The following is a 21,430-nucleotide window of genomic DNA, read 5'->3' as shown; positions in this document are numbered from 1 at the left end:
TGTTAGTCGCTCAATGGTAGGTTAAACTTCGGGGATTGGATTGATATTATCATACGATAAGATGATGCTATGATACGGATATGCATTCATATCTCGGATGGTTTTCCGATTTTGTCCCTTACTTTGGTGACCGAACCGCTGCGTGTTGCAAACCGGGAACTGGGGCGGGATCGGTTCGGATGGGATGTGGTTTCGGACGAAGGCGGTGTGGTGTCATCGTCGAGCGGAATCCAGATTGAAACGAACCCTTTGCCTGAAGATGTGCCAGAGGCTGTGATCCTGCTCAGTTCCTACAAGCCGGATCGCGCAGCCACCGATCCGACATTGGCCTGGCTTAGACGCATGGACCGGCTGGGGTGTTTGATGGGCTGCGTCGATACGGGCGCGCTGTCATTTGCCAAGGCGGGGTTGCTCACCGTGCGCCCGGCGGCGACACATCCGGAGTCGATGGCGGGGTTTCAACGGCAGTTTCCGGGCAGTCTGTTTGTCGACAGAATGGCGGATTTTTCACCGCCGCGATTTTCCGGCGCTGGTGGCGTGTCGACGTTGGATATGACACTCGCCTTGATTGGTCATTTCACTGACGAACGGGTTGCGCGCCGGGTAGCGGAGATCTTGACCTATAAACCGCCCATTGAGGGATGGCGGCCGGATGCCATTCCCGAAAGTATTCCAAGAGCAGTGCGTGATGCGGTGTCGATCATGGACGCGCATCTATCGAAATGTCTGAGCGTCGCTGAGATTGCGCAGCGGGTTGAGTTGCCGATTTGGAAGCTCAATCGCTTGTTTCAACGCTACCTGCATACGTCACCAACCAGCTACTATGTGGATCGCCGTTTGGCACGGGCGCGGGATATGCTCAAAAACACCAGTCTACCTGTGGGGGAAGTGGCATCGGACTGCGGTTATGACAATGCCGAAGTGTTCAGCCGGGCGTATCGATTGCGGTTCGAGGTCGCGCCTTCCGCGGATCGGAGCCTTTAGTCAGCCGTTCATGTGGAAAGCGAGAAAGGCGGCGATATTGGTCAGGGATTGCCGAGCTTCCGGGATGTGATCGTCCCACTCAAACACATGCCAAAGTCCATCCCAAATCTGCAGATCAACCGGGACGTCGTGACTTTGCAGAACCTTCGTCAAATCTATCGCCTGACTAAGCAGCAGATCACGGGTGCCGCTGGTGATGATGCAAGGTGGAAAGTTGGCATCAAAAGCCCCGTTAATAGGCGAAATGTGTGGGTCTGATAGATCGTGTCCATGCGCGTAATGCGCAGCAGCGGCTTGGACGTCCTGTAGGCGCAGTGTTGGGTCAACTCCATCATTGGCCGTCAGGCTGTCGCCGGAATTCGTCAGATCGCACCATGGAGAAAGGAGGCCCGAAACACGCGGAAGCGGGAGGCCAACATCTTTTGCGTTCAGCATCAATGAGAGCGCAAGATTGCCGCCAGCAGATTCGCCAACAAGTGCGAAAGGCTGTTCGGCTACATGTTTGTAAACGGCAAAGCCATCTTCAACGGCGGCGGGCCAGGGGTGCTCGGGGGCGAGGCGGTAATTAGGCATGATTACCTTCGCGCCAGTTATTGCGCTGAGCGGTGCTGCGATACCCATGTCTTCAAATGGGCTGCCCTGAACGAAACCGCCACCAAAGCAATAGAGAATGGGCCAGTGGGCGGTTTTAAATGGGGGAGTCACGACTAGGCATTTGATGCCATTGATGCTGGCTTCCTCTGTGGTGACGCCAGTATCTTGGATGGCGCGTTCTACAGCGGGCGTAATTTGTGCGCGGGTATTGCTGCGGAGCTGCGGCAGGTTTTCTGCCGAGCGCTCAATGTACGCCACCGGGCCTTCGGCCAGTATGCGCTGCGCCTCTGTGCTGAATGTGCCGTGGGTTTTCATGTTGGTCGTCATTGGTTTCAATACAAGACATTAGCGGCATCACTGTCTGAAGGATCAGACAGGTATTTGCGTATGACCGGATCGATCTGTCGGCTTTGCGCCGGGAAAACACCACAGGCCTTGAGCGCCTCACGCAGAGTGACCTTGTTTTCGATCCGCTTCCAGATTGAACGGGAGGTGTAAGGGCTAATATGTGGGCGCCAGGCGACGCCGATGGTCATGCCGCGCAGGTATTTGACTTGCTGGCGGTGCGACGGGGTCAGGATGGTTTCGACAATGCTGCCGTCACGGACCATTTCATGCTCGACCACATAAACGCGATTGCCACGTTGCGAGACCATGCCATCGTACCGCGATTTCTGGTTCACACTGCCATCCTCGGCGACCACCCGCTCGACCGAGCGGGACATAACATAGCCATCCTTTTCGTAGATCCAGATCAAGCTGCGCAGGATCAGGCCATCCCACGTCGGGGTTTGGAAATGCGAATGGTAAAATCCAAGATAGCGGCGCAGGGTCTGGGTCTGATCACGAAACGGGCCGATCATCAGGTCGACCGGACCACTGGCGGTGCGCTTCTGGTTGAGAATGTGGCGGCGGGTGAATTCCGCATGATCGGCGAATAGATCAGCCTCGCTAAGGTCGAAGTGGCGTGCAATGCGTCGCAGATTATGGGCAGAGGGCATTCCGCCACCACTTAGATATCTGTTGAATTGTTGGCGATTGATTCCAATTTCACGGCAGACCTGAGCGATTGACCCGAACTCGGCGCAGATGCTGCGAAGATTTTCGGAAAAATTTTCCATGCTAAGCCCAATTCATTCATAGTTGGAAGCGAAATAGCTTCTAAATGCTTACCTATGTATAAACCTGAGAAGTTTATTGAATCAAGGAATAGACGGATTGTGCTCATAAACCACGGGAGTGACCGTGAGCGTTTTGGGAGGATTTCAGATGGACGCACAAGACAGACACGCAAAATGGCTGATTGGCCAGGTCGAAAAAGGGCGCATGTCGCGCCGCGAATTTTTGGGGCGCACGGCAGCGATTGGTGTTGCCGCTAATCTGGGTGCGGGTTTGTTCAGCAAAGCACAAGCTGCAACGCCTAAAAAGGGTGGTCACATGCGTTTGGCTATGGGCCACGGCGCAACTTCGGATACTTTGAATCCTGCCACGTTGACCAATGGTCTACAATGGGTCGTCGCTTACGGCGTCGCCAACACACTGACGGAATTGGACGCGCAGGGCAATCTGGTAGGGTCCTTGGCAACCGAATGGAGTTCGTCCCCAGATGCCAAGGTCTGGACCTTCAAACTGCGTGATGGTGTTGAGTTCCACAACGGCAAGACCATGACGGCTGAAGATGTGGTCGCCTCGCTCAACTATCACCGCGGTGAAGAGTCGACCTCGGTCGGCAAGCCGGTGATGGAAGCGGTTGAAGAGATCAAGATCGACGGCAACACCATCGCGATGACCTTGGTGTCTGGCAATGCCGATTTCCCGTTTAACTTCAACGAGGCAACCTTTGGCATCTACCCGGCCAAGGACAACACCATTGATTGGCAAGCGGGTGGCTCAGGTGGTTATATCCTGAAGAGCGAAAAGCCCGGTCAGCGCTATGAGTTTGAGCGCAATCCAAATTATTGGAAAGACGGGGCCGCGCACCCAGATTCGATTGAAGTGCATTCGATCACCGACCCTGCTGCGCGCCAGAACGCACTGATCACGGGCGAAGTTGACTGTATTGACCGGGTCGAGCTGAAGACGCTGGCACTGATGTCCCGCAAACCGGGCATCGTAATCGAGGAAGGCGCAGGTCCGCTGCACTATACTTTCCCGATGCTGACCAAGATTGCGCCATTCGACAGCGTCGAAATGCGCAAGGCAATGAAACACGCGATCAACCGTCAGGAAATTGTCGACAAGATTCTGTTTGGGCACGGCGTTGTTGGCAACGATCACCCAATCGGGCCGTCCTATCGCTATCATGCGGCTGATATTGAGCAAAACAGCTATGACCCCGACAAGGCACGCCATCATTGGGAAAAATCTGGCCTTGGCGACATCACGGTCGATCTGAGCGCATCGGACGCGGCCTATAGCGGTGCACTTGATGCAGCAGTACTGTTCCAAGCGTCGGCGCAAGAAGCGGGAATCAACATCAACGTTGTGCGTGAGCCCAACGATGGCTACTGGTCTGATGTTTGGATGAAGAAGCCATGGTGTGCCAGCTATTGGGGCGGCTACCCAACCGAAGATACGATGCTGTCGACCGGTTTCGCCCCGGGTGCGGCGTGGAATGACACGCAATGGGATCATCCAAAGTTCAACGAGTTGTTAGTGCAGGCCCGTGCGGAATTGGACGAAGGCCTGCGTGCAGAGATGTACCGCGACATTCAGGTCATCCTGCGCGACGAGGGTGGAAATATCGTGCCAATGTTTGCCAACGAAGTGCACGCCCGCAACGAAAAGATTGCGCATGGGGATCTGTCCTGGGTGCGTGGTTTTGATGGCCGCCGGATCATGGACCGGTGGTGGATGGTGTAACCACCTCCCAGGTTACATCCCTCTCCGCATCATTCCTGATGCGGAGAGCTTTTTCATGAAAGATCAAGGAGTGCGCGTGCAATGGCTGAGGCAGCGGTACTGTATTTCAATGGTGACATCCTGACGATGGATGATGCCCGACCCGAAGTTGAGGCAGTTTTGACCCGGGGGGAGCGGATTGAAGCCATTGGTGATCTTGCAGATCTGCGAGCTGGATTGAGCGGCGTCGTTGAAGAGGTGGACCTGCAGGGCCAATGCATGATCCCAGCCTTCATCGACCCTCATGGGCATTTTCCTGATCCGGGCTTTATCAAACTGTTCCGGGTTGATCTGTCTGCGCCGCCGCGTGGCGATTGTACCGATATGGCAACCGCGCTGGAGCGTCTGTCTGAGAAAGCGCAAAACACGCCTAAGGGCGATTGGGTCATGGGGGTATTGTTCGACAACACCGCTGTGGCCGAACGGCGGATGCCGACGCGCGATGAGCTGGACAGTGTTTCGTTGGAACACCCGGTCTGGGTGATCCATGCCTCTGGTCACAATGGCACAGCCAATTCCTATATTCTCGATATGCTGGGCCTTACCCGTGATACGCCTGATCCGGTGGGCGGACGGTTCGGGCGCGACCCGGATACTGGTGAGTTGACCGGTTTGATCGAAGGTATCTCCGCCATGGGCGAACTGGGGGATACTGATTTCCTGATTGACCGAAGGCGGTTCTGGGAAGGCTTCAATGCCTGCCGTGATGAATACCTCGAACATGGCGTGACCTTTGCCCAAAACGCCTGGGCCTCGCGCCAGATGTTGGACCATTTCGCGAGTCTGCCCGAGGGCGAAGATCCGGGGATGGATCTGGTAGTTTTACCTCAGGGCGAGTTGGAGCCGGAACTGACGCAGGGCCCAGATGTAATTGAATGGTCCAGGACGCCATATATAACGCTGGGGCCACGTAAGCTTTTTACCGATGGGGCGTTTCAATTGCAGACGGCCTATTTAAGTGAGCCTTATCACCGGCCCTCAGATCCAGACGCGCCTTGCGGCATGCCCTATTGCGATCCCGATGAATTCAAAGCGAAAGTGAAACAGTTGCACAGTATGGGGTTCCAGATCCATTGCCACTGCAATGGGGACCGGGGCGCAGATCTGTTACTGGATGCAATCGAAGCTGCGTTGGCGGAACACTCGCGCGAGGATCATAGGCATACTGTCATTCATGGTCAGGTGCTGCGTGATGATCAGTTGGAGCGCATGGCGCGGATTGGTGTGACGGTCAGCTTTTTTTCCGCACATATCCATTTCTGGGGGGACCGGCATTATGATACCTTCCTTGGGCCTGAGAGGGCGGCGAAGATCTCTCCCGCGGCTTCAGCGGAGCGGTATGGGGTGCGATATACATTGCACAATGATGCGTCGGTCACGCCGACACGTCCTTTGCATCTCACGCATTGTGCGGTGAACCGGAAAACTGCCTCTGGTCGCACATTGGGTGAGGGTGAAAAGATCTCAGTTCTGGAAGCATTCAAGGCGCAGACAGTGATAGCGGCCTGGCAGGTGTTCAAGGAAGATGAGCGTGGAACAATCAAACCCGGGAAGCTGGCTGATTTTACTGTGCTGACCCAAAACCCGGTGCGAGATGCAAATCTGCTGGCGCGAACAAGCGTGGTTCAGACGATCCGTCGAGGGCGTTGCGCATATCGAGATGGGCAACTGGCGCCAAAAGAAGCTGTGCCTCCAAAAACAGTGGTGACAGCTAGCCCTTAGTGGCGCAGAGTTGCGGCCAATAGTGCAATCCCAATTTGGAGCATTCATGGGTTATCAACTTTATTACGCGCTGGGCAGCGCTTCGATGGGTGTGCGGGTATTGCTCGAGGAGATTGGCGCGGAATACGAGTTGATCGACAGCACGATTGATCGCAGCAAACCCCGCCCGGAGGGGCAGCTGGCGGTAAATCCAAATGGGTGGGTGCCCGTGTTGGTTTGGGATGACGGCGCGATGTATGAATGCGCGGCGATCACGATCTTTCTATGTGACCGTCATCCTGAAGCGGTATTGTCGCCGGATTTTGCCACGCCGGAACGGGCATTATTTCTGCAGACGTTGGTTTATTTTTCGAATTCGATTCAGAACGCCTTTCAGCTCGATTATTATCCAGACCGCTTTGCCGATACCCGCGATCAGGAATCAAGCGCACAGCGAAGAGGTCTTCGCAGGTTGCGCGAGACGTGGCAGGTAATTGATGATCAGATTGGTGACAATGAATGGCTGCTTGGTGACCAGTTTAGTGCAGCAGATATCTATCTGTTTATGTTAACAACATGGTTAAAGCCAGAGCGCGGTCAGCCGAGGGTGGAAGAGTTTGCCAATGTGAAGCGCATTGCTAACAAAGTCCGTCAGCGTCCAAGTGTGCAAAAGGTGTATGCTTGAATCACATTTAAGCAACCTGGCGAAGCGAATGCTCGCGACGCACTGAAGCGAAGTGCCGGACATTCGCGATGCATAACAAAAAATTGACAATATTTTTCACTAGTGTGTTTCCGCGCACATTAAAAAAAACTGGCGCAACTTAAACGAGAGGTGCTGTTGTAATTTGGCCATGAGTCACGAGAATTTTACTGAAGTTCTGGCGATGATATTTCGTGCATCTCTTGGGAATTCTAGGCTGTACTAAACTGGTGCGTTTGTTTTTTGTATCTGCTTACGTGTTGAAAGCGCTGGTAAAAGGTATCCATAAGGGCTGCCTTAAACTCTGATTTGGGAAGGCTTTTAGTAGTCTTGGTGCTTGTGAATAAAAAGTTTTTCTGCTCGTTATCGGTTTTGGTTGTTATAGCTGCACCGTGCTTTGCAGCGCCCACCTCCTCGTCCAAAGTCGGAGATACAGTTACCAATCCTGTCACTGGTGGAAGCACCAAAGTAACCGCTCTTGTCGTTGACCCAACAGGAACGCCAACCGCTGGTGACACTGCTTTCGTGCAAACCGAAGATGGTTATACCTTTTTGGTCAAAACGGCGGGGCAGATTGTTTACAATAACGATAGCCCGGCGGATGGTTTTACGATTGGTTCAATTTCAGGAAGCCTAGTCAGGTTTACTGGCGCCACGCTGGACGGAAATTCATATCTATATTCTGGTATTACGACTTCTGAATACAACAGCAACTTTCTAGGCAATGATGAGCCGGGGTATTACGCCCCGTCTGACGATTCGTCCTTGAATGAGACGGTCTATAACCCCGTCACCAACAATTTCACGACCGTATCCTCACTTGTGGTCGACCCGGCCTCGACACCAACGGCAGGTGATACTGCCTTTGTTGAGACGTCGAATGGATATGTCTTTCTGGTCAAATCCGCCGGTGAAACGATCTACAATGAGGACAACCCGCCCGTCGCGTACACGATCTCGTCGATATCGGGGACAACTGCACAGCTCAGCACTTCAGGCGCGACGGGCACGGCCCCGCTTTCCACGCAACTGACGCTGTCGAATTACAATAGCAACTTTGTTGGGCAAGACACGCCCGGCGAATTGACCCCACCGGTGGATGTCGTTGGGGCAACAGGTGTCAGTCAGATCGTTTATGGCCGTGATGGGAGCAACGGACGCGATGGCGCCTTGTTTGTGCCGCCAAAATCGGGCGGCGATGGTGACAATGGACCAACGCAGATCAAAACACTCAGCAGTGATGTGAACGCTTCCAGCAATGCAGGCTGGATTGTCGGTAGTATTGGCGGCGATGGTGGTAACGGCGGCGATTCCTATGCCAGCTTCTTTAGCGGCAAAAGCGGTGGTGATGCTGGCAATGGCGGGACAGTTAACGCTACGCAATCGTCCAGCAGTTCGATCCAGACTTCCGGCAATGGCTCGGGCGGACAGGGCAACGACGGTATCTTTGCCTTTAGCCGGAGTGGTAAGGCCGGCAATGGTGGAAGCGGATATGCAGCCCCGAGTGGTGGTTCGGGTGGCGACGCGGGGCAAGGTGGTAGTGTCACCGTCAATCAATACGGTGAGATTTTCACAACCGGTGATGCCTCTGACGGAATCTACGCTTTGAGCATGTCAGACACCGCCGGTGGCGGAGGCTCTCAATGGGGTCTTTTCGGTGGTTCAGGCAGTGGCGGTGGTGGCGGCAATGGCGGTAATGTAACCGTCAATACCTACGCCGGAGCACAAATCATTACACAGGGTGATTTCGCTAACGGTATTTATGCGCAATCCATCGGGGGTTCGGGGGGCTCATCTGGGACCAGTGGCAACCTGATCGTTTCGGTCAGCGGCAGCTCTGACAACGGCGGTGATGGCGGCAAGGTGACCATCAGCCATGCGGGGGCGATTCAAACCGGCAGCGCGACGGATTCCACAAAGGGCATGTATGCACGCGGCATTCTGGCGCAATCGGTTGGCGGCGGCGGTGGCTCGGGCGGCGTTGTTGGTGGATTGATCTCCATCGCTGGTGGCGGCATGGGCGCAGATGGCGGTGACGGTGACGAGGTGAGCGTGACCGTTCAGGGCAGCGGCTCAATTGTGACCTTTGGTTATGGTGCGGATGGCATTATGGCACAGTCCATCGGGGGGAGTGGTGGCTTTGGCACCGATGCCTATGGCCTTGTCGCAGTGGGTGGTGATGGCGCAAATGGCGGCAACGGCAATGACGTCAGCGTGACCAACAAGGGCAGCATCGTCACGCATGGCACCGGGGCTCGGGGTATTATTGCTCAAAGCATCGGCGGCGGTGGCGGTGATGGTGGGTCTACCGGCGGTATGGTGTCGGTTGGTGGCAGCGGCGACGGTGGTGGCGACGGCGCAGACATTACAATCGTCAACGACGGTATTATTACCACCAGCGGCGATGAGGCCATGGGTATTCTGGCGCAATCGATTGGTGGTGGTGGCGGCAATGGTGGTTCGTCCGTTGCTGTTGGCGTGTTTGCTGGCGTTGCCATCGGTGGCGATGGTGGTGCAGGGGGCAAAGGCGGAACGGCCAGCGTGAGCCTGTCGAATACAGATGCAAGCCAACCTTCGGCGGTTCAGACGTCGGGCGACCGGTCAACAGGTGTTTTCGTTCAGTCCGTCGGCGGCGGGGGTGGCAATGGCGGTGGCGCGGTTGCTGTGTCAGCTGGATTTGGCGCCTCAGCCTCGGTTTCGGTTGGGGGCGAAGCGGGTTCTGGAGGGGATGGAGGCATTGCGACCTTAGCGGGTTCTGGCTCGGCCTCGGTTCAGACGGGTGGCGATGATGCCGCCGGTGTTATCCTGCAATCGATTGGCGGCGGTGGTGGTAATGGCGGTTATGCGGTTTCTGTGGCGGTGTCCGGTGGTCCGGTTTCAGGATCTCTGGCCGTAGGCGTCGGGGGCTCTGGCGGGTCCGGCGGTAAGGGCGGCACCGTGACTGTTGGTACGGTAAACGGCAGCGGTGTTTTGACCGCATCAGGATTTGACGGTCAGGTGGTAACCACCGGCGAGCGCTCTACCGGCATGTTGTTCCAATCCGTTGGCGGTGGTGGTGGTAACGGCGGACTTGCTGTTGCGGCCACAGGCGGGGCATCGGCGCTGATGTCTGGCAATGTTTCAATTGGCGTTGGTGGATCTGGTGGAAGCGGTGGCAACGGTGGCATTGTGCGTGTCTACAACAAGGCCAATGTCACAACGACGCAAAGCAGCTCAACCGCGATGATCGCACAATCTATCGGAGGCGGCGGCGGTAACGGGGGCGGAAGCGTGGCTGCGGGTATCAGTGCCAGCGGCGGGGCGGCGATCGGTGTGAATGTAGGTGCTGGTGGCACGGCAGGCAGTGCAGGGATCGGTGGTGCTGTGACCTTGATTGCGGGTGGCGACACGATCTTGACGCAGGGTGATTTCTCAAGCGGCATTCTGGCGCAATCCGTAGGCGGTGGCGGCGGTAACGGTGGATATGCGGTTGGCGCAAGTGCAGATATTGCGGGCGGCGGCGCGGCATCGATCAGCGTTGGCGTTGGCGGTGGCGCTGGCGGCGGTGGTGCCGGGGGCAACGTGACCGCGCAGATCGATGCAGATGTAACCACGCGCGGTAACGATGCCAGCGCGGTCGTAGTTCAATCCATCGGCGGCGGCGGCGGCAACGGTGGCTTTAGTGTCGCTGCTGGTCTGGCTGCTGGTGGCGGCGGGGCTGGAACCATCGGCGTTGGTCTAGGCGGATCTGGCGGCAGCGGTGGCTTTGGTGGCACAGTTTCGGGCGTCCGCATCAACGGTGATGTGAGCACCGAAGGAGAACGCTCCACAGCGGTTTTAGTGCAGTCCATTGGCGGCGGCGGCGGTAACGGCGGCTTCAATGTCACTGCAGGTGTTGCCGCTGGCGGCGCAGGCGCGGGTGCGATTGGCGTCGGTCTGGGCGGCAGCGGTTCAACTGGTGGCGATGGTGGCGTGGTTGAGGCGCAGGTCGCGGGCAATGTTTCCACGCTCAAAGAGTCCTCAAGCGGCGTAGTGTTTCAGTCCATCGGTGGTGGCGGTGGTAACGGCGGGTTCAACGTTACTGGCGGAGTCGCAGGTGCAGGTGCTGGTGGCGGAGCTGTAACGGTTGGCCTTGGCGGTGATGCAGGCGGTGGGGGTGTTGGTAAATCCGTCACCGGACAGGTGACAGGGACGGTTGCAACAGGTGGTTCAGATTCAACTGCAATTTTGGCACAATCTGTTGGCGGCGGGGGCGGCAACGGCGGATTCAACATCAGTGCCTCGATTGCCGGGGCCGGTGTTGGCAGTGGTGCAGTATCGGTTGGCCTAGGTGGCGACGGTGGCGTCGGGGCGATCGGTGGCACAGTCAACCTGACCAGCACGAATTCGGTTCAGACGACTGGCGACAGATCTTCTGGTGTCGTGGCGCAATCCATCGGCGGTGGTGGCGGCAACGGTGGCTTTAATGTCAGCGGCACGGGTGCTGGCGCTGGTGTCGGGTCCGGCGCGGTCAGTGTCGGTCTTGGCGGCACCGGCGAAGGTGGCGGCAATGGCGGCAATGTCACTCTGACTTCGAATGGGACGATCCTGACCACGGGCGAGTCTTCGACGGCTTTCCTTGCCCAATCTGTTGGCGGAGGCGGTGGTAACGGTGGTTTCAACGTCAGCGCAGCCGTGCAGGGTTCGGGTACCGCAGGCGCGGGCATTTCTGTTGGCCTTGGCGGCGATGGTGGCGGCGGCGGCAATGGCCTGACCGTGAACGGCACCTCGACCAAAGCGGTGGAAACACGCGGCAATAATTCTTCGGGTGTCGTTGCGCAATCCATCGGTGGGGGCGGCGGTAACGGTGGCTTTAACATCTCAGCTGCGCTGTCTGGCGCAGGCACAGCCAGCGGCGCAATTGGTGTGGGGCTTGGCGGGAATGGCGATGGCGGCGGCACAGGGGGTACAGTGACCCTGACCTCAAATGGTACCATTCTGACACAGGGTGATAACTCCACTGCGTTCCTTGCGCAGTCCGTTGGTGGCGGTGGCGGCAATGGTGGCTTTAACGTGTCCGGCACAATTTCGGGTGCGGGCACAGGAAGTGCCGGGATCAGCGTTGGCCTGGGTGGCGATGGTGGCACTGGCAGTGAAGGTGGGATCGTGACCGGCAATTCGACCGCTGCGGTCGAGACACGTGGCGATAGCTCCTCTGGTGTTGTTGCACAGTCTATTGGCGGCGGCGGGGGTAACGGTGGCTTTAATGTGGCCCCAGCGATTTCCGCAGCGGGCACTGGCAGTGGCGCGCTCAGCGTTGGTTTAGGCGGCTCAGGCGCGGGCGGGGGTGATGGCAAAGATGTCGAACTAACGTCAAACGGCACCATCTTGACCAATGGATTTGCGTCCAGTGGCTTTGTCGCACAATCGATTGGTGGCGGCGGGGGCAACGGCGGCTTCAATGTGGCCCCAACGATTTCAGGCGCGGGTACAGGGGCAGGTAGCCTGTCGGTCGGCCTTGGTGGCTCAGGCGAAGGCGGCGGAAATGGTGGCAAGATCACTGCGAAGACCACAGACACGGTGACGACGCAGGGCGATGCTTCTGTTGGCATTTTGGCACAGTCAGTTGGTGGCGGCGGTGGTAATGGTGGCTTCAACGTGTCGCCTGCATTGGCCGGGGCTGGTACAGGCGCGGGTGCCATCAGCGTGGGTCTTGGTGGATCAGGCGGTGGCGGTGGCGATGGTGGCATCGTCGGGTTGACCGTTGAAAATGATGTGCGCACGGAAGGCGACCAATCCAGCGCGATTGTGGCGCAATCCGTTGGTGGCGGTGGTGGCAACGGCGGCTTTAACGTCTCGGCCTCGGTCGGTGGCGCGGGTACGGGTGCGGGCGGCGCAGCCGTTGGTCTTGGCGGAAGCGGTGATGGCGGCGGGAATGCCGATGCGGTCACGGCCAATGTCACCGGTAACATTGTCACGCTGGGCGAAACTTCTTCTGGCCTGCTTGTACAATCGGTTGGTGGCGGTGGCGGCAACGGTGGCATGAACATTTCCGTGGCCGTTGCGGCAGCAGGCAAAGGGGCTGGCGGCGCCTCAGTTGGCTTGGGCGGTGCAGGTGGAACCGGCGGCTCAGCCAGCACAGCAACCGGAACGCTCACCGGCAATGTCGGCACGATGGGCGACAATTCCGGCGGTGTTGTTGTTCAGAGTCTCGGCGGTGGTGGCGGTAATGGCGGCATGAACATTTCGGCCACAGTCACCGTTTCGGGCAAAGCTTCGGGTGGTGCCTCGGTTGGCATCGGTGGATCGGGCGGCAACGGTGGTGGTGCAGATGCGGCCAATGGCACGGTTGTCGGCGATGTGGTAACCATGGGGGCTAATTCCGGTGGTGTTCTGGTGCAATCCGCAGGCGGCGGTGGCGGCAACGGCGGCATGAATATCTCAGCGGCCGTGAACCTGTCCGGCACGGGTGGCGGCGCGGTTGGCGTTGGTATTGGTGGGTCCGGCGGCGACGGTGGAAACGCCAAAGGCGCAACCGGTCATGTCACTGGCGATGTCACAACGTCTGGCAAGGATTCGACTGCAGTTATGGTGCAATCCGTTGGCGGCGGTGGCGGTAATGGTGGCCTGAATATCTCCGGCGCAATCAGTATCGCGCGCGAAGGTTCGGGTGCAGCAGGCATTGGCGTCGGTGGGTTTGGTGGATCTGGTGGCACAAGTGGCGTGGTTAGCAACACCTTTATCGGCACGGCCACAACACTCGAAGATCGTTCGGCAGGCGTTATTGCACAGAGCCTTGGCGGCGGCGGCGGTAACGGGGCCACGAATATTTCCGGGGCGATTTCGCTTAGCAACAAATTCTCGGGTGCCCTTGGCATCGGTGTCGGCGGCTTTGGTGGCGACGGCGGCAAGGCTGATAGCGTGACGCAGGTGGTGACGGGGAATGTCAGCACCATGGGCGACGATTCAACCGGAATTCTGACGCAGAGCCTTGGCGGCGGTGGTGGCAATGGCGGCACCAATATTTCTGCAGCTCTGTCCATCTCTCGTACAACAAGCGGAGCAATTGGTATCGGTGTTGGTGGCTTTGGTGGTGGCGGCGCGAACGCAGGAGATCTGGTACAATCCACGGTCACAGGCGGCGTAACCACCAGCGGTAATCGCAGCACTGGCGTTTTGACCCAAAGCATCGGTGGTGGCGGTGGTAATGGTGGTACCAACGTGTCAGCGACAATGGCGCTTTCCCAAGAAAACGGTGGCGCGGTCAGCCTTGGTGTTGGTGGCTTTGGCGGCGGAGCGGGAGACGGTAAAACTGTCACTAGCACCCTACGCGCAGGCACGGATACCTCGATTGTTACGCGCGGCAAGGACAGCATTGGTGTCATGGCGCAATCTGTTGGCGGCGGCGGCGGCACCGGCGGTCTGAATGTCTCGGGCGCGGTCAGCATCACCGGAAAATCCGGCGCGGCGGTTGGTCTGGGCCTTGGCGGCTTTGGCGGCGGTGGTGGCGATGCCGGAATGGTCACGCTGGATGTGGAAAGTGACATCTATACTGCAGGTGACGGTGGGCATGCCTTGTTTGCACAGAGCCTCGGTGGCGGTGGCGGCACGGGCGGTGCAAATATCTCAGGCACCTTGTCCCTGACCAAACCTTCGGGTTCGGACACGATCTTCTCGGTCGCAGGTGGTGTCGGCGGTTTTGGCGGCGATGGCGGGGGTGCTCAGGCGGTTGATCTGGATTACACAGGCAACATTCAGGCGTTGCCGATGGTCGAACAATCTGATGGCTCATTCGCCGTAGACCAGAACAAAGGGGCCAGCGGCATCATCGCGCAGTCCATCGGCGGCGGTGGCGGCACCGGTGGTCTGAATGTCTCGGGCGCGTTGGCGATCAGTGGCAAACCTGGTGCGGGGCTTGCCGATGACAGTAAATCCTATGCCGTGGCGATTGGGGTTGGCGGCTTTGGCGGTGGCGGCGGCAACGCGGGCAACGTTGACGTTGATGTTGGCGCGGGCAGCACCATTCGCGCCCATGGCACCGGCCAATCGGGCATTCTGGCGCAATCGGTTGGCGGCGGTGGCGGCAACGGCGGTATGAACGTTTCGGGCGGTATCGTCTCGGACAGTTCTCTGATCGTGGGTGTCGGCGGTTTTGCCGGTGATGGTGGTACGGCGGGCGATGTCACGGTCACTACACAGGCTGATATCACGGTATCAACCAACCCAGATGACATCTCGATCCCGGACACGACCACGTTTGAGGATAAGCTACGCGATTTCCTTGGGGATACGATTGTTGATGAAACAGAAGAACTGGCGTCGACCTATGGGTTGGAGCGTCTGTTCATCGATATGGGTGTGTTCAACGAAGAGAAGCCAGATACTGATGGCTCTGCCGGTCTGATGGCGCAATCCATTGGCGGTGGCGGCGGCAATGGTGGCCTGAACGTTTCGGGCGGTATCGCGCTCAGCAAGGACGGCAAGATCCCCTCGGTCACCTTTGGCGTTGGCGGCTTTGGCGGTAATGGTAACATTTCCGGTGATGTGACCGTTGATCATTCTGGAACGGTCACGGTTGCGGGCAACTGGAAGCACGGTGTTCTTGCTCAATCCATCGCGGGTGGCGGCGGCAATGGCGCGCTGAATGTGACCGGTCAGTTGAACTACGGCGATTCCAACAATTCCGACGGCAAGACTGATCTGAGCATCGTTGGTGGTCTGGGCGGTCACGGTGGCACAGGTGCTCATGCAGGTAATGTATCCGTCACGCAAACCGGCGACATTGCGACCAATGGCTACCACGCACGTGGCATCTTTGCCCAAAGCATTGGTGGCGGTGGCGGTACCGGAGGGATCAACGCAACTTTTGTCGGCACTAAAGATAGCTCTCCCATTGCGATGGGAATCGGCGGCTTTGGCGGTGGCGGCGGTGATGCGGGTGATGTGACCGTGGCGCGCGGCACCTCGGGCACTGCTGCGGGTACCATACAGACGGATGGTGTGGGTTCACACGGTATCGAAGCCTCAAGCATCGGCGGCGGTGGCGGCGACGCTGGGATCAACGCGGTTGTGGGGATCAGCAAAACAACCGGCAGCCAGAGCAACGGCGGCACAGGCGATTCAACGGATCGCAAGACCCCAACCAATTCGGGCGTCGATGATTCAGTGATTGCCAATTACAACAACGTGCTGGACGAGCTGGAAGGTAAAACCAACCCGGCGGATTCTTCAGGTAAGAAAACCGGCATGTCGGCGGTTATTGCTATTGGGGGTGATGCGGGCACCGCAGGCGATGGTGGCGAGATTGACGTTGATCACTACGGCGATATCGTCACGTTGCAAGACAGCAGCCATGGTATCTTTGGTCAGTCCATTGGTGGCGGTGGCGGCAATGCGGCCCTGAATATCGGTTTGGCGTACGAGCTATCATCTGATCAAGAGAACAAAGGCTTCGGCCTCGCCATTGGCGGCGGCACAGGTGAAGGCGGCATCGGCGGTTCGGTCGATGTGCGCCACACTGGCGATATCACCACCAGCGGCGCGGATTCATACGGTGTGTTCGCCCAATCCGTTGGTGGCGGTGGCGGTAACGCTGGCTACAATTCCTCGTCCACCTCCGTCGATGGCGGCAATATAAACATTCAGATCGGCCGCACTGGCGGCACTGGCGGTAAAGGCGGCGATGTCTATGCCAGCTCGGATGGGGAAATTCGCACCTCGGGCAAAGGCTCTTACGGCTTCTTTGCACAATCCATCGGCAACGGCGGTGGCAACTCATCCTCAACCTCGGTCAGCATTGGCACGCCTAAAACGGGTGATAGCAAGGGCAATAAAGCGTCCCTTTCGGTGGGTCTAGAGGGCGGCACCGGCGGAGAAGCTGGCGATGTGACGGCAAATGTTGCGGGATTGGTGGTTACGCAGGGCACAGATGCCCACGGCGTGTTTGCCCAGGCTATCGGCGGCGGTGGTGGCAATGGCGGCAAAGCCAGCAACTCGGCTGGTGGCGGTACATCTGTTGCGCTGTCGATCGGTGGGACCGGCGGCACCGGCGGTCTTGGAGGCAAGGTTGATGTGACCAATACGGCGCAGATCGCAACTTTTGGGGATCGTTCGATTGGTCTGGTCGCTCAGTCCATCGGCGGTGCAGGTGGCACCGGGGGCATGGTGCAGGCCGGGCAGGGCAATCTTGATACGATCAAGCAGGTTGTCAGCCCCTCGACAATCGGAACTGTCATGTCAGTCAACATCGGTGGCACCGGTGGCGATGGCATGACTTCAGATACCGTGACCGTGGACAGCGACGGGCCGATCAGCACGGCAGGCATGCTGTCACATGGTATTTTCGCCCAGTCTGTCGGTGGCGGTGGTGGTATGGGTGGCGTGGTGGAAAACCGCATCATCAGTCTGCGCAAGGAGATTGGTAACACCGCGACACTGTCTATTGGCGGCAACGGCGGCACCGGGGCAACCTCTGCGGCGGTTCTGGTGACCAACCGTGATCAAATTCAGACCACCGGCGAAAAATCGGCTGGCATCTATGCGCAGTCCGTTGGTGGCGGCGGCGGTGACGCACAGCAAGTGCGCAATATCATCCTTGGCCGCTCATCGGACGGCTCGACCACAAACGCAATCTTGATCGGTGGCACGGGCGGTACCGGTGGTGCGGGCAGCACAGTTGAGGTTGTGAATACTTCTGATGCGACCATCCAGACAACGGGCAAAGACAGCTACGGCATCTTTGCGCAATCCATCGGCGGCGGTGGCGGCAATGGCGGCTCGACCATCTCGGTTGATGGCCGCTATGGTGGGGCCGAGGCCTCGACCCGGCGCGCTATTCAGTTTGGCCTTGGCGGCTCGGGTGGCAGTGGCGGTACGGGCAACACAGCCAATGTGACGAACGACGGCACAATCATCACAACCGGCGAAAAAGCCCATGCGATCCTGGCGCAGTCCATTGGCGGCGGTGGCGGCAATGGTGGCATGTCGATCACGGGCACTGTGCGTCTGAAAACCGGCGACAATAGCTCACCCACCGCGCAGTTGAACATCGGCGGCTCGGGCGGCGATGGCAACGCGGCGGGCAATGTTGATGTGACCAACTCTGGCGATATTCAGGTTGATGGCGACGCGGCTTACGGCATCTACGCCCAATCGGTCGGCGGCGGTGGCGGCAACGGTGGTCTGGCCGTGTCGATCGATGTTAATGATCTCAAGAACACCATGACTGGAAAATCCTACTCCAAGATCGCCATCGGTGGTGCGGGAGGGGATGGGGCAAACGGCGGTGACGTTGATGTCACTCACAGCGGCACCATCGTGGTCAATGGTGACAACGCCTATGGCATCTACGCCCAATCGGTTGGCGGTGGCGGCGGCAATGCCGGATACTCGATCTCGTCTCCTTTGGTTTCTGCGGCGGATTTTGTGATCTCGCAGGTAATGGGTGCGCGCGAGGGCTCTACCGGAACCTCGGGCACCGTGACGGTTAACACCACGGGCGACATTTTTGTGAATGGCGCAGGTAGCGAAGCGGTCTTTGCTCAGTCGGTCAACGGCGGCGGCGGGAATGTTGATACTTTCGTTGACTTCAAAGCGCCGGTTTCAACGACCCCAGTTGTAGCAAGTCTTTCTACTACGGCTTCAGCCGTGACCAGCGCGGCAACGGGAACAGGCACTGTCATTTCCAGCGACGTTTCCTTGGGCGGTACCGATGTGTCTGGCATGGCAGGCAATGATGTTGACCAAAGCCACAGCGGCAATATCGTAACCGCTCAGGGCCAATCCACTGGCATGATGCTGCAAAGTGTTGGCGGCGGCGGCGGCATGGCGACCACCACTATCAGCGTGGACGAGGGCGAAGGCATTGATTTGACTGCACGCCTTGGGGCGATTGACACGGACAATGCAGGTGGAGGCAATGTCACCGGTGAACGTACCGGCGACGTCACTACGGCTGGAGCTTTCTCCTCGGCCGGTTCTGCACAATCCATTGGCGGCGGCGGCGGGAAGCTGGTCTTGCAAAATGCCAGCGAAGGCGCAGCAGATGAAACACAAAGCGCCAGCGTCATTTTGGGCGCTGACCCGAGCTTCACCAATAACGGAGGTGACGTGACTCTGACACTTGACGGTGATGTTTCCACAACCGGCGACAATGCCTTTGGACAAGTAGTTCAGAGCATCGGCGCAGGCGGCGGTGAGGCGGTGATCGCGGGACTAGGTGCCGCCAGCGTTACGCTCGGCGCGCAGGACAATTCAACGGGCGACGGCGGTGCAATCATCATGTCCAACGCGGGCGGCATGACCACAAATGGGGCTGGATCGCACGGCTTTGTCTTGCAAAGTATCGGTGGTGGGGGCGGTCTGGTGACCACCGACATGGCAGCAGAAAAACTGACCCTGACGCTGTCAGATGCGAATGGTGGCGACGGTGGTGCGATCGATTTCACTCAGACCGGGAATGTTGTGACCAATGGCGACAATGCCATTGGTGTTTTGGCGCAGTCGCTAGGCGGTGGCGGTGGCGCGGTGGACGCGATGTTCCGCGGTAGCGCAGGCGGCGCAGGTTCGGGCGGCCCCATTGATCTGGATCTGGAAGGCAACATGCTCTCGGTGGGGAATGGCGGTATCGCGGTTCTGGCACAATCCGAGGGCCGTGATGGGGCAGATGCGATCACCCTTGGCTTTGACGGTGTGGTCATGGGCGGCACCGGCGAGATGTCCGAAGTAGCTTCGGTCATCGTGGATGGCGGTACAGATAATGCGTTGACCTTCTCAAGCGATAGCCTGTTGATGGCCGCGAACACCCAACTGGTTCTGGGCAGCACCGGGAATGAAAACATTGCCCTTGCCGGTCAGGCGTTTGGCAATCTTAACCTTGGCGGTGGGATCAACGAGCTGGATGTCGAACAGGGCGGTACTTTCTATACGCAAGATATCATTGATCTGGGCGCGTCAGGTATGATGCAAGTCGATGGCAATCTGATCCTTGGTGCGACAGCAGGCATGACAGCCCCGCTTTCGGGAGATGTAAAGGCTAGCGACTTCACCTTTGCTGGCAATGTCAGCCAAACGACCGCGTTAAACGGCAGTATTGCCTTTGGCGAAACGGCACAATCGACCTTTGATGTCTACTTCCTGACTAGCGGCGCGGCGGGTGGCGACAGTGATCTGATCAATGCCACGGGCAATGCGACCATGGGCGGCACCATGACCCCGGTTTTGAACACATTGGAACGGGCGCTGCCCCTGGTGTTAATCAATGCTGAGGGAACCGTTGCAGACAACGGAACGGAAATTCAGGACACGGTTGTGTTGGATTATTCCATCGCGCTTGAAGGTGCTCAGACACCCGCAGCCAGTGCTCCTGCTCTAGCCGCATTTAGCTCCGCCAGCGCGCTGAGTGCTGCAGCTGCAAGCGGGGGCGCCGTGACGCTGGTCGTCAATCCGGACTTTTCAACCCAGAACATGAACCGAAATCAGGCGGCGGTGGGCGATTACATTAATCGGGTTTTGACCGGGCAGGGCTCGGCTGAGCAGGGACAGCTGTTTGCCCTGATTGGCAACATGACTTCCGAGGCGGACGTGATCGCTGCAATCGACAGTTTCACCATCGGCGATTACGCTGCCGATGTGATTGATAACTATTACGGTGCCCTGCGCTTTGCCGACGCGATGCATGGCTGTCAGGATCTGACACCACAATCAGAAGGTTGGGATCCGCGACGCTGTTTCTGGTTGGCGCTGTCAGGTTCGCGGTTTGATCGGTCAGAAACCGCGCTTGATAATGATCTGAGCATCAATGGAAGCAGCCTGTCGGGCGGCTTGAGCTATCCGATTGGCGAAGACCTCTATGCCGGGTTCGCGTTGGGATATGATCAGAGCAGCCTGACCAACGGGCCGTTGTTCAATTCCTCTGGAGAGCGTTTGAACTTTGGTGTTTCTGTCACAAAATATTCCGGCCCTTGGGAAATCGCCGGCAGCTGGTCAGGTGGCCGCACGCGATATGATACCGAGCGTGGTGGTGGTTTCGTTGGCGCGTTGCCGGGCGGTGCGGTTGTCGATACCACGGCCGTCAGCAACATTAGCCACAAAACGCGGCATCAGAATATCCGGCTGAGCTTTGCTTATGATCACCAGATCGAAGGTAGCCAAAGCTATGTCAAACCGACGCTGGCATTTGATACTACTATGCTCAAAACCCGCGCGAACGGGCAGGCGCTGTCGTCGGGCATTGTGTTGCAAGACCATGAGCAGATGATTTTCTCATTCACACCATCGGTTGAGGTGGGTACCCAGAGACGCATGAACGCGACCTATGATTTCCGCGCCAGCATGCGCGCCGGGGCAATGTTGTCATCCTCTGACACGATATCAGTCGCCGCCGGGTTCTCCGGAGCCAGTGCACTGGATGGCGGGTTCGAGAACGTCAGCTACATCGATGATACACTCGGACTGGTATCGCTTGATCTTGGCTTATATGAACCAGACGAGAGCGGCTTTATCGAGCTTGGTGTTGACGGTATGTTTGGCGAGTTGAGCGACAGCCTCCAGTTCCGTTTCGGCTTCGGTCTGCAATTCTAAAAACGAGGG

7 protein-coding genes are annotated in these 21,430 nt (G+C 58.1%); 5 read left to right on the top strand and 2 right to left on the bottom strand.

Features of this window, described 5'->3' with window-relative positions; genetic code table 11:
• Positions 1-126: 126 nt before the first annotated feature.
• Positions 127-984 (top strand): GlxA family transcriptional regulator, encoded by an 858-nt coding sequence (locus tag ROA7450_RS17080; protein WP_159454091.1) that lies wholly within the window; start codon positions 127-129, stop codon positions 982-984.
• Here the strand turns inward: ROA7450_RS17080 and ROA7450_RS17075 are convergent, their stop codons facing one another.
• Both ROA7450_RS17075 and ROA7450_RS17070 read right to left on the bottom strand, forming a co-directional pair.
• Positions 985-1,905, bottom strand: coding sequence for an alpha/beta hydrolase (locus ROA7450_RS17075; RefSeq protein WP_085807161.1), 921 nt, complete (start codon positions 1,903-1,905; stop codon positions 985-987).
• Positions 1,906-1,910: 5 nt separating this feature from the next.
• On the bottom strand, positions 1,911-2,699 hold the full coding sequence (locus tag ROA7450_RS17070) for a helix-turn-helix domain-containing protein (RefSeq protein WP_085807160.1): 789 nt from the start codon (positions 2,697-2,699) through the stop codon (positions 1,911-1,913).
• 148 nt (positions 2,700-2,847) lie between these two features.
• Here ROA7450_RS17070 and ROA7450_RS17065 point away from each other — a divergent pair, with 148 nt between their 5' ends.
• From ROA7450_RS17065 to ROA7450_RS17050, 4 genes are all read left to right on the top strand, one after another.
• Positions 2,848-4,440, top strand: coding sequence for an ABC transporter substrate-binding protein (locus tag ROA7450_RS17065; RefSeq protein ID WP_085807159.1), 1,593 nt, complete (start codon positions 2,848-2,850; stop codon positions 4,438-4,440).
• Positions 4,441-4,521: 81 nt separating this feature from the next.
• Complete coding sequence (locus tag ROA7450_RS17060) at positions 4,522-6,201, top strand: amidohydrolase (protein WP_085807158.1); 1,680 nt, start codon at positions 4,522-4,524, stop codon at positions 6,199-6,201.
• 46 nt (positions 6,202-6,247) lie between these two features.
• On the top strand, positions 6,248-6,865 hold the full coding sequence (locus tag ROA7450_RS17055; RefSeq protein ID WP_085807157.1) for a glutathione S-transferase family protein: 618 nt from the start codon (positions 6,248-6,250) through the stop codon (positions 6,863-6,865).
• A 390-nt stretch (positions 6,866-7,255) separates the two neighbouring features.
• Positions 7,256-21,421 (top strand): beta strand repeat-containing protein, encoded by a 14,166-nt coding sequence (locus ROA7450_RS17050; protein WP_143534508.1) that lies wholly within the window; start codon positions 7,256-7,258, stop codon positions 21,419-21,421.
• Positions 21,422-21,430: the final 9 nt, after the last annotated feature.

The organism is Roseovarius albus (assembly GCF_900172335.1).
GTDB lineage: Bacteria > Pseudomonadota > Alphaproteobacteria > Rhodobacterales > Rhodobacteraceae > Roseovarius > Roseovarius albus.
This window is presented reverse-complemented; position numbering and strand designations above follow the sequence as displayed.